13 protein-coding genes are annotated in these 12991 nt (G+C 68.9%); 10 read left to right on the top strand and 3 right to left on the bottom strand.

Features of this window, described 5'->3' with window-relative positions:
- The first annotated feature begins 12 nt into the window (after window positions 1-12).
- Complete coding sequence (locus ACFPFG_RS16970) at window positions 13-2430, top strand: DUF1631 family protein (protein WP_197954001.1); 2418 nt, start codon at window positions 13-15, stop codon at window positions 2428-2430.
- A 129-nt stretch (window positions 2431-2559) separates the two neighbouring features.
- Here ACFPFG_RS16970 and dprA read toward each other — a convergent pair whose 3' ends face one another.
- Both dprA and ACFPFG_RS16980 read right to left on the bottom strand, forming a co-directional pair.
- Window positions 2560-3777 (bottom strand): DNA-processing protein DprA, encoded by a 1218-nt coding sequence (gene dprA / locus ACFPFG_RS16975; RefSeq protein WP_197954003.1) that lies wholly within the window; start codon window positions 3775-3777, stop codon window positions 2560-2562.
- Window positions 3778-3802: 25 nt separating this feature from the next.
- The gene (locus ACFPFG_RS16980) at window positions 3803-5008 is read right to left on the bottom strand and encodes a LysM peptidoglycan-binding domain-containing protein (protein WP_183021324.1); all 1206 of its coding nucleotides are present in this window, start codon (window positions 5006-5008) and stop codon (window positions 3803-3805) included.
- 199 nt (window positions 5009-5207) lie between these two features.
- Between ACFPFG_RS16980 and def the strand changes: the two genes are divergently transcribed.
- From def to ACFPFG_RS17020, 8 genes are all read left to right on the top strand, one after another.
- Entirely contained in the window at window positions 5208-5720 is a 513-nt protein-coding gene (gene def, locus ACFPFG_RS16985) for a peptide deformylase (RefSeq protein ID WP_012202765.1), read from the top strand.
- On the top strand, window positions 5717-6256 hold the full coding sequence (locus ACFPFG_RS16990) for a hypothetical protein (protein WP_183021323.1): 540 nt from the start codon (window positions 5717-5719) through the stop codon (window positions 6254-6256). The genes def and ACFPFG_RS16990 overlap by 4 nt, the downstream gene beginning before the upstream one ends.
- A gap of 36 nt (window positions 6257-6292) precedes the next feature.
- Complete coding sequence (fmt, locus tag ACFPFG_RS16995; protein ID WP_380107515.1) at window positions 6293-7276, top strand: methionyl-tRNA formyltransferase; 984 nt, start codon at window positions 6293-6295, stop codon at window positions 7274-7276.
- Window positions 7273-8136, top strand: coding sequence for an AzlC family ABC transporter permease (locus ACFPFG_RS17000; protein WP_012202762.1), 864 nt, complete (start codon window positions 7273-7275; stop codon window positions 8134-8136). Before fmt ends, ACFPFG_RS17000 begins: the two co-directional genes overlap by 4 nt.
- The gene (locus ACFPFG_RS17005; protein WP_012202761.1) at window positions 8136-8471 is read left to right on the top strand and encodes an AzlD domain-containing protein; all 336 of its coding nucleotides are present in this window, start codon (window positions 8136-8138) and stop codon (window positions 8469-8471) included. The genes ACFPFG_RS17000 and ACFPFG_RS17005 overlap by 1 nt, the downstream gene beginning before the upstream one ends.
- 192 nt (window positions 8472-8663) lie before the next feature.
- Window positions 8664-9857, top strand: a complete 1194-nt coding sequence (locus ACFPFG_RS17010) for a phosphoglycerate kinase (RefSeq protein WP_183021376.1) — start codon at window positions 8664-8666, stop codon at window positions 9855-9857.
- Between the two features lie 120 nt (window positions 9858-9977).
- A complete protein-coding gene (locus ACFPFG_RS17015; RefSeq protein ID WP_012202759.1) occupies window positions 9978-10517 on the top strand; it encodes a hypothetical protein in 540 nt (179 codons plus the stop codon).
- Window positions 10514-11113 (top strand): FlgO family outer membrane protein, encoded by a 600-nt coding sequence (locus tag ACFPFG_RS17020; protein WP_183021321.1) that lies wholly within the window; start codon window positions 10514-10516, stop codon window positions 11111-11113. The genes ACFPFG_RS17015 and ACFPFG_RS17020 overlap by 4 nt, the downstream gene beginning before the upstream one ends.
- A 74-nt stretch (window positions 11114-11187) precedes the next feature.
- Here the strand turns inward: ACFPFG_RS17020 and ACFPFG_RS17025 are convergent, their stop codons facing one another.
- Complete coding sequence (locus ACFPFG_RS17025; RefSeq protein ID WP_034389732.1) at window positions 11188-12069, bottom strand: DMT family transporter; 882 nt, start codon at window positions 12067-12069, stop codon at window positions 11188-11190.
- 88 nt (window positions 12070-12157) lie between these two features.
- Between ACFPFG_RS17025 and pyrF the strand changes: the two genes are divergently transcribed.
- The gene (gene pyrF / locus ACFPFG_RS17030; protein ID WP_141830884.1) at window positions 12158-12985 is read left to right on the top strand and encodes an orotidine-5'-phosphate decarboxylase; all 828 of its coding nucleotides are present in this window, start codon (window positions 12158-12160) and stop codon (window positions 12983-12985) included.
- Window positions 12986-12991: the final 6 nt, after the last annotated feature.

The following is a 12991-nucleotide window of genomic DNA, read 5'->3' on the forward strand; positions in this document are numbered from 1 at the left end:
ACACTCGCGGGCATGCCCTCCCTGCCCACCCCTTCCAACGCGCCTGCTGGCACCCAGTCTTCACTGGGACAGCAGGCGCGTTTGCATTGGGTGCGTGGACTGTGCAAGGGCCTGCCCGGCGTGGCCCGGCAGTTGCTGGCCCAGATGGAACAACAGGCCCAGGCCGTGGGCACCGCACGTGAAATGCAGGAGCGTCGCGAGGCCTGGTCCAGCTACCGCCAGCACCAGGCGGCCTGGCTGAATGCCTGCATGCAGGCGCTGCAGGGCTCCCTGCAGCCAGCCAAGGCGGCGGCTGCGGCTGCTCCGGTGCCGCAGCGCGGGGCGCTGCAGTTCGAGCTGCTCAGCGACGATGTGGTGGAGAACAAGATCCTGGCCTCCCGCATGGCGCTGGCCATGGGGGAAACCACGGCCCCCGTCTTCGATACGCTGCGCCTGCGCATGCAGGCCATCGAAAACCAGGAACTGCCATCCAACGACATTCTGCGCAGCGAGTCCGTGTGCCGCCATCTGGTCGAGCAGTGGCTCGCCAGCGGCCTGCAGCGCGGCGATCTGCAGCGCGTGATGGATCTGCTGCAGACAGCCCTGGCGCCGCTGCTGGTGGCCGGATACCAGGAGGCCCACCTGTTGCTGGACGGCCAGGGCGTCACCCGTTCGCAGGACGTCGCCATGCGGGTGCGGCGCACCGAGGGGGGCCACTCCACGCGCGCCATGGGCCTGGGTCCGGCCACGTCGCATGCCTCGATCTTGCAGGCCACCTCGACCTCGCAGCCTTCCTCGGCCTATGCGCCCACGCAGATGGGCGGCGTGCCGGGCGCTGCCGCCTCCTATCCGCCCAACGTAGCGCTGCCCCAGGGCCAGATGCCCGTGGGCCTGACAACACTTTCGCGCGCACGCCACCGCGCCCATGAAGTCGTGGGCCAATTGCGCCGCCTGCTCATGCAGCCGGGCGTGGGCGTGCCGGGCCTGGTGCCCGGCGTGGGCGGCGTGGGCGGGGGCCTGCAGCAGGCCCCCGCATCGGCCGCGCTGACCCAGGCCCTGCTGGAGCAGCGCGTCGTGGCCCAGACGCAGTACCAGCAGATGCTGGCCCAGGGACTGACCACGCTGCACATCGATGTCAGCCCGGCCGCCATCGGCCAATTGGTGGGCCAGGTGCGCGAGCGCTCGGCCGAGCTCAAGCGCAAGGCCACCACCTCGGGTGAAAAGGCCACCATCGAGATCGTGGCCCTGATGTTCCAGGCCATCCTGACCGAGGACCGCATCCCGCCGTCGGTGCGCGTCTGGTTTGCCCGGCTGCAGGTGCCCGTGCTGCGCGTGGCGCTGGCCGAGCCGGAATTCTTCAGCAACCTGCGCCACCCGGCCCGGCTGCTGATCGACCGCCTGGGTTCGTGCGTGATGGGGTTCGACGCCTCCAGCATCAGCGGCAGCGCGCTGGAGTCGGAGATCCGGCGCATCGTCCAGGTCATCGAGCAGTATCCCGAAACCGGCCAGAAGGTCTTTGTGCTGGTGCGGCGCGAGTTCGAGGACTTCCTGGCGCGCTACCTGACCCAGTCGCAGGACAAGGCCAAGATCGTCAGCGTGGCCCAGCAGGTGGAGCAAAAGGAAACCCTGGCCATCCAATACACGATCGAGCTGCGCCACCTGCTCACCGACATGCCGGTGCGCGAAGAGATCCGCGAGTTCCTGTTCAAGACCTGGACCGAGGTGCTGGCCCTGGCCGCCGTGCGCCACGGCGCCAAGGACGCGCGCACCATGCGCTTCAAGCAGGCCGCCAGCGAACTGGTCTGGGCCGCCAGCGCCAAGCCCACGCGCCAGGAACGCTCGCGCGTGATCCAGACGCTGCCTACGCTTTTGCAAACCCTGCGCGAAGGGCTGGCCCTGATCGGCATCACGGGCGATGCCCAGTCCACGCGCATCAAGCTGGTCACCGACACGCTGGCCGAGGCCTTTGTCTCCAAGACCGCCACGATCGCCCCGGCCCGCATCGAGGCCATGGCGCAGCGGCTGGCCCATCTGGAGCAGTACATCAATGAAGACGGCATGCTCGACGAGGACATGCCGCTGTCGCCCGAGAACATCGAGATGATCCTGGGCGTGGACACGGCCGGCCTCAACGTCATACCGAGCACGAACACGCCCGTGGAACCGGTGATGCTGGAATGGGCCGCCTCGCTGGAACCGGGCCGCTGGTTCACGCTGGACCACAACGGCGCACGCATCCAGGTGCAATACACCTGGCGCAGCCGCCGCAAGCAGCTGCACCTGTTCGCCGCGCTCGATGGCACCTGCCACCTGCTGCAGCTGCGGCGCATGGCCTCCTACCTGCAGTCCGGCCTGCTGTCCGTGCATGACGAAGAGGCGCTCACCGTGCGCGCGACGCGCGATGCGCTGGAGAAGATTCAGGCGAACCCTGAAAGGCTAAGCTCCCCCTGAGGCGCTACGCGCCTTCCCCCTCTCTACCCGCTTCGCGGGGGAGGGGGACGATGCCATCGGCTAGGCGCCCCCACCGCGAGGCGGCTCTTGCTCGGCATCTCCCGCTTGGGGACGCGCCAGTTTTTGAGATCAGGCCTGGGCCAGGCGCTGGAACAGGCCGCCGGGCAGGCGCTCCACGCGGCCTTCCAGTTCCAGCTCCAGCAGGTGGGCCTGCAGGGTTGCGGCGTCCATGCCTGTGCGGTCCATGAGCTCGTCCAGCGACAACGGGTCGTGGGCCAGGGCGCGCAGGGTGGCGTCGTTCTCATGGTCCTGGGCGGACTGGACAGCGTCCGCTGCCGCCGCTGCTGCCGGTACGGGCTTGGCAAGCGGCAGGCGCACGGTCGTGCCCTGCAGCTCATCGAGCACGTCCTGCGCCGTTTCCACGAGCTTGGCGCCCTGGCGCAGCAGCGCATGGCAGCCGCGCGACTGGGGCGCGTGGATGGAGCCGGGGATGGCAAAGACCTCGCGGCCCTGTTCGCTGGCCAGCCTTGCCGTGATCAGCGAGCCCGATTGCAGGGCCGCCTCGACCACCAGCGTGCCCTGCGACAGGCCCGCAATGATGCGGTTGCGCTGCGGAAAGTGTGCGGCCATGGGGCCGGTGCCCAGCGGATACTCGCTGACGATCAACCCGTGGCTGGCCACTTCGCGGGCCAGGCCGATGTGGCGCCGTGGATAGACCTGGTCCAGGCCCGTGCCCACGACAGCAATGGTGACGGGCGCCGCCTGGGCGCCCGTGCGCAGCACCGCGCGCAGTGCGCCCTCATGGGCAGCGCCATCCACGCCCTGCGCCAGTCCGGAGACGATGCACAGGCCGGCCTCGGCCAGCGCCTGCGCCATGGCACGCGCATTGGCCGCGCCCTGGACCGTCGGCCCGCGGCTGCCGACCATGGCCAGGGACTGTGGATAGGGGAACCAGGGTCCCGGCCCTGCCATGCAGCGTTCGCTGCCCTGCACATGCAGCAGCAGCGGCGGATCTTCGGTCTGCAGCAGCGCCTGCGGATACTGGGGATGGCCCAGCGCAAGCACGGCATGCAACTGCCCGGAAGCGGGCTGGTCCAGCCATTGCGCCGTGGCCGCCACAAGCTGCTCCAGGCGCTGGGGCACGGTCTGCAGCGAATGGGCCTGTGCCGCCGTCACCAGGCCGTGCCAGGCGGCTGGAGGGCCGCTCCAGATGTTCTGCGCGCCACCGCAGGCCGCCAGCAGGCGCCGCGCCGTGGTGCGGCCCACGCCGGGCGTCAGCAGCAGCCGAAGCCAGGCGGACAGCTCCTCGGGAGCGAGTCGGTCGGTGGACTGCAAGGCGGCCGCCATGGCGTTGCCGGCAGGCCGCTGGGGCTCAGGGAGCCGGCGAGGTCAGGCTGTCGCCCACCTCGACGCCGCGCCGTGCCTCCAGGATCAGCGCGTAGGAGACGCGGTCGAAGGTGCGGAACACCATGGCGTGGCCATTGCGTTCGTCGGGCAGCTGCACCTCTTCCTTCTTGTCGCCCGTCTTGTCCACGATGCGCACGCCACGGCGGGTCAGCTCCAGCACCGTGCCCACGTCCATGCCGTCCTGCGTACCCTTGTTGATGGCAATGACCTGGTTGTTGGCTGCCCAGCGCACGGCCTGGTCGCCGTACAGGGACACCACGTGGGCCTTCACGGCAGACTGCGGCGCATGCGGCGCATAGTTCATGTAGGTTCGCTCCGGTGCGGGCAGCAGGCGGTCGCCAGCACGCATCTCGGTCTTGGCGCGCGACAGGTCCACCGTGGCGGGAGAGGCCTGCTCGTGCTTTTCGCCCTTGCCGTCCACGATCTCCAGCGAGGTCTCGCCCTCGATGAGATCGGCCAGGCCCAGGTACTTGGCCTCGTAGCCCAGCACCTCGCCGGAGATGGGGTCCTTGAGCGCCACCGCATCGCGGAAGACACGGTACTGGCGCGGCAGGCCGTCGCCCTTGCGCAGCGGCGCCTCGGCCGTGCCGCGTGCATAGGCGCGGTCACCGCTGGCCATGAGCACGCGCTCGTCCGTGGTGGCGATGAGGCGGGGTGCCCGCAGCAGCATTTCGGCATCGACCACCAGCGGCTCGGCCAGGAAGGGCTCGATCAGATGGGGCTGCAGCGTGGGCAGGGCCGCCTGCGCCAGCGACTCGCTGCGCGTGCTCGGAGACACGCGCACCACACCGGGCTCGCCGCCGTCGCCCATGGGACGCGCCGTGCTCAGGCGGGCATAGCCATCACGCTTGTCCAGGTACAGCACCTGGCCCGGATAGATAAGGTGGGGATTGGCGATGGCCTGCATGTTCATGCCCCACAGCTCGGGCCAGCGCCAGGGGCGGCGCAGGTACATGCCGGAGATGCCCCACAGCGTGTCGCCGCGCTTGACGGTGTAGCTGTCGGGCGCATCGGGCGCCAGCTCGCCCACGGGAACGCCCTGCTGGGCCACCTGCTGGGCGGCCGAGCGCTGCGATGCCGTCACCGGAAGCTGCTGCGCGTGGGCCGCTGCGAACGCAGCGATCAGGGCCGTTGCGACAGTCCAGGTACGAGCTGTGGCGAATGCAGTCATGGAATTCCTCTTCTTGTGGCTGACGCAGCGTCCCTCCTAGGCACTGCGGCACGGCCGATCTTGTCATGAACGGCCATACAGGTCTTACAAATCAGCAAAGATTCTGCGTGCAAGGCCATGAGAGGGCAACGCTTATTGCGTCGTCCCGCTGCGCCCAGGCAGAAAAGTGGCGAAAATAACGACATTCACCGACCACGCCATGTCCATTCTGCCCATTCTTTGCTATCCCGACCCCCGCCTGCACACCGTCGCCAAGCCGGTTGCCAAGGTCGATGACCGCATTCGCCAGCTGGTCCAGGATATGTACGCCACCATGTACGACGCCCAGGGCGTGGGCCTGGCAGCCACCCAGGTGAACGTGCACGAGCGCGTGGTCGTGGTCGATGTCTCCGAAGGCCGAGACGAGCCCTTTGCGCTGATCAACCCGGAGCTGCTCTGGGCCAGCGAGGAAACGCAGCTGGGCGAAGAAGGCTGCCTGTCGGTGCCCGGCATCTACGACGGCGTCGAGCGCTCCACCGCCATCAAGGTCAAGGCCCTGGACGAGAACGGCAACGAGCGCATCATCGAGGCCGAAGGCTTCAAGGCCATCTGCATCCAGCACGAGATGGACCACCTGATGGGCAAGGTCTTCGTCGAGTACCTGTCGCCGCTCAAGCGCAACCGCATCAAGACCAAGCTGCTCAAGCAGCAGAAACAGGCCGAGCGCGCATGACCCACCTGCCAGCGCTTCGCTTCATGCCGCGCTGGAAGATGGACGGCGCGGGCCTCGTTGCCTGGGCGCTGCTGGCCCTGGCCTTGTCCCTGCTGCTTGCCGGCTGCGCCGTGCCCGAGTGGCAAAAGCCCGGCACGCCGCGCTCCGAGATCGAGCGCTCCATGGGCCGCCCGACCCTGAGCCTGCCGCTGGACGGTGGCGGCACGCGCCTGGTCTACAGCCGGCAGCCTGCGGGCCAGCAGGTCTACCACATGGATTTCGACGCCAACCAGCGCCTGGTGCGCGTGGAGCAGGCGCTCACCATCGAACGCTTCCACGCCCTGCGCAATGGCGAGGACACCCGGGAAAATGTGCGCCAGCTCTTCGGCCCGCCTGCGCTGATCGAGAGGGTCTACAGTTTCAATGGCGACATCTGGACCTACCGTATCCTGGAAAATGGCATTCGCCGCCAGGCCCATGTGCATATCGACCCCGCCGGCGTGGTGCGCCGCGTGATGTTCACCGACGAAGTGTTCAACGACGACGACCGTCGCTGAGCCTGCACACCGTCCCCACCGTCCCTACTGGATTGCATGAGAGTCATTTTTGCCGGCACGCCCGAGTTCGCGCGCGTTGCCCTTGAACGCCTGCTCGCTGCGGGCTTTACCGTCCCCCTGGTGCTGACCCAGCCCGACCGTCCCGCCGGGCGCGGCATGAAGCTGCAGGCCTCGCCCGTCAAGCAGTGCGCGCTGGAGCATGGCATTGCCGTGGCCCAGCCGCGCAGCCTGCGCCTGGACGGCAAATACCCCGAAGAGGCCGCCGCCGCCCGCGCCGCGATCGAAGCGGCCCAGGCCGATGTCATGGTCGTGGCCGCCTACGGGCTGATCCTGCCGCAGTGGGTGCTCGATACGCCCCCGCGCGGCTGCCTGAACATCCACGCCAGCCTGCTGCCGCGCTGGCGCGGCGCCGCCCCCATCCACCGCGCCATCGAGGCCGGCGATGCCGAGACCGGCGTCACCATCATGCAGATGGACGCCGGCCTGGACACGGGCGACATGTGCCTGGTCGAGCGCCTGCCCATCACCGCTGAAGACACCACGGCCAGCCTGCACGACAAGCTGGCCGACCTGGGCGGGCGCCTCATCGTCGAGGCGCTGGAGATGAGCGCCTGTGGCGGCCTGCCGCGCACGCCCCAGCCCGCCGAGGGCGTGAACTACGCGCACAAGATCGAAAAGGCCGAAAGCCAGATCGACTGGCGCCAGGATGCCGAGGCCATTGCCCGGCGCCTGCGCGCCTTCAACCCCTTCCCGGGCGGCGCCACGCAGTACGGCGATGAAGCCATCAAGGTCTGGGAGGCTCACGCCGACCCCGCCATCGCCGTGGCGACGGCAGCTCCCGGCACCGTGCTGTCCGCAGGCGCCGACGGCGTGCGCGTGGCCTGCGGCCATGGCGTGCTGTGCATGACGCTGCTGCAGCGCGCGGGCGGCAAGCGGCTGGCGGCCGGCGATTTCCTGCGCGGCTTCGATCTGCCTGACGGAGCCGTTCTGGACGGTGCTGCCAGCGGCGGCACGCCATGAACCTGCAGCCCCTGGTGGAGCGCGCACGCGGCATTGCGCGCGATCCCGCCTTCATGACCGGCGTGCGCGACATGTCGGGCACGGCGCTGGGCATAGGCGCCTGGGGCCTGGTCACGGGCGTGGCCATGATCAAGAGCGGCATGTCCCTGCCCCTGGCGCTGTTCATGGGCCTGCTGGTCTATGCCGGCAGCGCCCAGCTGGCCGTGCTGCCGCTGATGGCCGTGGGCGCGCCCATGTGGGTGGTCTGGTTCACGGCCATCTGCGTGAACCTGCGCTTCGTCATCCTCAGCAGCATGTGGCGCAGCTACTTTGCCCACCTGCGCCTGCGCCACCGCCTTGCCATCGCCTATTTCAGCGGCGACGTGATCTTCGTGGGCTTCATGAAGCGCTACCCCGATGCACGGCCCCAGCCCGAGCAGCTGCCCTATTTCTGGGGTGCAGCATCGACCAACTGGCTGGCCTGGCAGATCCCGTCCACGCTGGGCATCCTGCTGGCCGACCAGGTGCCGCTGTCCTGGGGCCTGGGCTTTGCGGGCGTGCTGGCTCTCATGGGCGTGCTGCTGTCCATGCTCAACGACCGTGCCACGTGGGTGGCAGGCGTGGTTGCGGCCAGCGCGGCCGTGGCGGCCTTTGCGCTGCCGCTCAAGCTCAATATCCTCGTGGCCATCGCTGCAGCCGTGGCCGCAGGCCTGCTGGCAGAAACGCTGCAGCAGCGCCTGCGCGCACTGCAGGCGCCTGAAAAAGGGGAGCCAGGCCCGGTGATTCTGCCGCCCGATACAGCCCGCGGCGAGCGCCATGCCCGGCTGCCGCTGGACGAAGACGCCCGACCCGTGCAAACCAAGGAAAAGGAAACGCTCTGATGGATCTGTCCTGGCTGTGGCCCTGGCTGGCCTGCGTGGGCCTGGCGGCCATCACGCTGTTCACACGCGCCTTTTTCCTGATTCCCGAGCGCGAAGTGCCCTTGCCGCAATGGCTCAAGCGCGGCCTCAAGTACGCGCCGCTGGCAGCCCTGGCGGCCGTGATTGCGCCCGAGATCGTGATGACCAACGGCAGGCTGATCTCCACCGTGGTCGATGCGCGCCTGCCGGCCCTGGCTTGCGCGGTCATGTATTTTTTTTACAAGCGCAGCATCATGGGCACGATCGCGCTCGGCATGGCGGTCTATCTGCCACTGCATATCGGCCTGGGCTGGTAGGCGTAGCGCGGCCCAGAGCAGCCGAGAGCGCCCGGCTCCCCGGCTGAAACCGGATTACAGGCGCTCCCGATGCCCCGGATCGCCGGTGCGCACGCCCGCTGCCGGGGTGGGCACGCCGCCTACAATGGCCGCGCTTTACCTCTTTTTCGTTTCAATTCCATGGCGATCGCCACCGATCGCAACGCCGCCGTCATGAACATTCTCCGTTTCTCCGATCTGTGCGCCCAGGGCAAGGCCCAGGGCCAGCGCGTCTTCATCCGCGCCGACCTCAACGTGCCCCTGAACGATGCCGGCGAGATCACCGAGGACACGCGCGTGCGCGCCTCCGTGCCCGCCATCGAGATGGCACTGAAGGCCGGCGCCGCCGTGATGGTGACCAGCCACCTGGGCCGCCCCACCGAAGGCGAGTTCAAGCCCGCCGATTCGCTGGCGCCCGTGGCCCGCCGCCTGGGCGAGCTGCTGGGCCGCGAAGTGCCCCTGGTCGCCGACTGGGTGGACGGCGTGCAGGTGGCGCCCGGCCAGGTCGTGCTGCTGGAGAACTGCCGCGTGAACGTGGGCGAGAAGAAGAACAAGGAAGAACTGGCCCGCAAGCTGGCCGCGCTGTGCGACATCTTCGTGCACGACGCCTTCGGCACTGCCCACCGCGCCGAAGGCACGACCTACGGCATCGCCCAGTTCGCGCCCATTGCCTGCGCGGGTCCCCTGCTGTCGGCCGAGATCGACGCCATCACCAAGGCTCTGGCCAACCCGCGCCGCCCGCTGGCCGCCATCGTGGCCGGCTCCAAGGTGTCGACCAAGCTGACCATCCTGCAGTCGCTGGCCAAGAACGTGGACCAGCTCATCGTGGGCGGCGGCATTGCCAACACCTTCATGCTGGCCGCGGGCCTGAACATCGGCAAGAGCCTGGCCGAGGCCGACCTGGTCGGCGAGGCCCGCGCCGTGATCGACGCCATGGCCGCACGCGGCGCCGAGGTGCCGATTCCCACCGACGTGGTGGTCTCCAAGACCTTTGCGGCCGACGCGCCCGCCACCGTCAAGAAGGCCGCCGACGTGGCTGACGACGACATGATCCTGGACATCGGCCCCGAGACCGCCGCCCGCCTGGCCGAGCAGCTGCGCAAGGCCGGCACCATCGTCTGGAACGGCCCCATGGGCGTGTTCGAGTTCGACCAGTTCGCCAACGGCACCCAGGTCGTGGCCCAGGCGATTGCCGACTCCGACGCCTTCAGCATCGCCGGCGGCGGCGACACCCTGGCCGCCATCGCCAAGTACGGCATCGAGGACAAGGTCGGCTACATCTCCACGGGCGGCGGCGCCTTCCTGGAGGTGCTGGAAGGCAAGACCCTGCCTGCCTTCGAGATCCTGCAAAAGCGCGCCAACGGCTGAGCACGGCAACATCCGGATACGGGGCACTTTCTTGTCAGTGCCTCGCGGCGAAGCCACAATCGACACTTTTGCGCAGCTGCAGCAATCCGCCGCAGCGCGCCCCGCACCGAGGAGAAATCCATGCGATCGTTCAAATCCGCTGGCGGCCTGGCCCTGGCGGGCCTCTGCCTGGCCCTGGCGGGCTGCGTCAATGCACCGATGACCAGCTACTTCGAAGCCACGGCCCAGCCCAAGATCGGCGCTGCCGGCCACTGGGACTCCGTGGCCAACGATGTCGTCGCCAAGACGCTGGAAACACTGCAAAAGACCGGCATCGAGCGCACCACGCCGGTTCACGTGGCCCTGCCGGCCGAGCCCAGCCAGTTCGACAAGGGCTTCCGTGAGCTGATCATCACCAAGCTCGTGCAAAGCGGCGTGACCGTCATGCAGCAGCCGGCCCAGGCCCAGCTGCAGGTGAGCTACGGCGCCCAGGTCGTGCGCCACGGCAAGCGCCTGCCCAATCCCGAACTCGTGCTGACGACCACGGTGGTGCGCAACAACCAGTACCTGGCGCGCAAGACCGACGTCTACTACCTCGAAAAGAGCGACGCCGTGCTGTTCACGGCCGAGGACGAGCGCCCCGAATTCCCCGCCAAGAACCTGAAGGTGGTGGGCCAATGACGCTGCGCACGCCTCTCCTGCCGGCCGCGCTGGCTGCGGCGGCCCTGCTGTCCGCCTGTGCCGTGCCCGCCCCCGCGACCACGCCCGAATCGTCGGCCGCGCGCCGCGGCGAGCCCACCTACCAGTCGGCCGCAGCCAACCCCTTCATCGCCAGCAGCCGCGCTGCCGTGGACGAGCTGGTCAGGGGCCTGAACACCGAGGAGCTGGGCGAGGCGCCCGTGCTCGTGGCCACCGTGGTCAACGTCAACGACCTGACGCGCTCGGCCCCGCTGGGCCGCACGCTCAGCGAGCTGTATTCCTCGCAGCTGTCCTCCAAGGGCTACAACGTCAAGGAGCTGAAGCTGCGCGGCGACGTGTACGTCAAGGAAGGCACGGGCGAGCTGCTGCTGTCGCGCGAGATCAAGGACATCGCCCGCAACCACAATGCGGCCCTGGTCCTGGTGGGCACGTACTCGGCGGCTGCCAAGTACACCTATGTGAGCCTGAAGCTGGTTCGCACCGACGACAGCCGCATCGTGCGCAGCCACGACTACGCCCTGCCCAACAACATCGACATCCAGCGCCTGCTGGGCGCCCCGGCCACGGCGCAACGCTGAGGCACTGCAGCCTGCCTGCGCCCGTGTGCGCAGTCAGGCTGCGTCTTCTTCTCCCTACCTTCGCCTGATTCCCCTCAGCGGCCGCGCGCCGGCCACAGCACCGAGGCGATGGCCACCACCATCAGCGCCACGGCCGTCCAGTCCTGCCAGTGCAGCACCTCGCCCAGCCACCAGGCGCCGCTGAACACGCCCAGCACGGGGATCATCATCACGCTCAGCGTGGACGCCACGGGCGGCAGGCTGCGCGCCAGGAAGAACCAGACCGTCTGGCCAAAGCCCAGCACCAGCACGCCGTTGAAGACGATGGCGCCCGTGGCCTGGGCGTCGGGCCAGTGCCACAGGTGGCGTTCGAAGACGAAGGCCAGCACCGTGAGCGTCAGCGCGGTCAGCGCCACCATCCACAGCGTCATCGTCAGCAGGGGCACGGGCACCTCGGCGCGGCGCAGCTTCTGCGTGCCGAAGGCCCAGCTCAGCGCGGCGGCCAGCATCAGGCCCACGCCGATGGGGCGGCTGCCCAGGGCGCCGACCTCGTGCCACAGCAGCAGGAGCACGCCCGCCAAGGCCGCCGCCACACCCGCCCAGGCACGCGGCGCCAGCCGGTCATGGAAGAACAGGCTGCCCAGCACGGCCGAGAAGATGGGCATGGTGTAGCCCAGGATGGCCGCCCGCCCGCTGGACAGCATGGGGATGGCAATGATGATCAGGCTGTTCCACAGCACCATGTTGAACAGCGTCAGCTGCGCCAGCCGGGGCCAATAGGCACGCGGCACGGCCAGCGGCAGGCGGCGCCAGACCACGAAGGCCGCCAGGATGGGCAGGCCCACCCACATCGAGGCCATGCGGAAACTCAGCGGCGGGAAATGCTGCACGCCCAGCTTCATCACCGGCCAGTTGATGCCCCAGATCAGGGTCAGCGCGATCAGCAAAAGGATTTGTCGGGCGGTGAAGGCAGGCATAGGCCGCCGATTGTGCCCGCGGGCCGCCAGGCCCGCTGGATGCCCGGCGACAGGCCCCGGGAAGGGCCGATCGCTAAAATCGCGCCCCATGACCTTTCTCGACATGCTGCGCAATGCCACCGCCCAGAACCAATCCATGCTGTGCGTGGGCCTGGACCCCGAACCCAGCCGCTTTCCTGCGGCCATGCGCGGCGATGCAAGCAAAATCTACGACTTCTGCGCCGCCATCGTCGAGGCCACGGCCGACCTGGTGAACTCCTTCAAGCCCCAGATCGCCTACTTCGCGGCCCACCGCGCCGAAGACCAGCTGGAAAAGCTCATGGCCCACATGCGCGCCGTCGCGCCCCATGTGCCCATCATCCTGGACGCCAAGCGCGGCGACATCGGCTCCACCGCCGAGCAGTACGCCAAGGAAGCCTTCGAGCGCTATGGCGCCGACGCCGTGACCCTGTCGCCCTTCATGGGCTTCGATTCCATCACGCCCTACCTGCAGTACGAGGGCAAGGGCGCCTTCCTGCTGTGCCGCACCTCCAACCCCGGCGGCGACGACCTGCAGGCCCAGCGCCTGGCCGACCTGCCGGGCCAGCCCCACCTGTTCGAGCATGTGGCTCGCCTGGCGCAAGGCCCCTGGAACACCAACGGCCAGCTCGGCCTGGTGGTGGGCGCCACGCGCCCGCAGGAGATCGAGCGCGTGCGTGAATTCGCGCCCTCGCTGCCGCTGCTGATCCCCGGCGTGGGCGCCCAGGGGGGTGACGCCGTGGCCACGGTCAAGGCGGCGCGCATCGGCGGCGGTCCCATCATCATCAATTCCTCGCGTGCGGTGCTCTATGCATCGCAGGGCGACGACTTCGCTGCCGCCGCGCGCACCGCCGCCCAGGCCACGCGCCAGACGCTGCAAGACGCAGCCGCTGCCTGAGACGGC

This window comes from Delftia deserti, from assembly GCF_042653485.1.
Taxonomy (GTDB): Bacteria; Pseudomonadota; Gammaproteobacteria; order Burkholderiales; family Burkholderiaceae_C; genus Comamonas; species Comamonas acidovorans.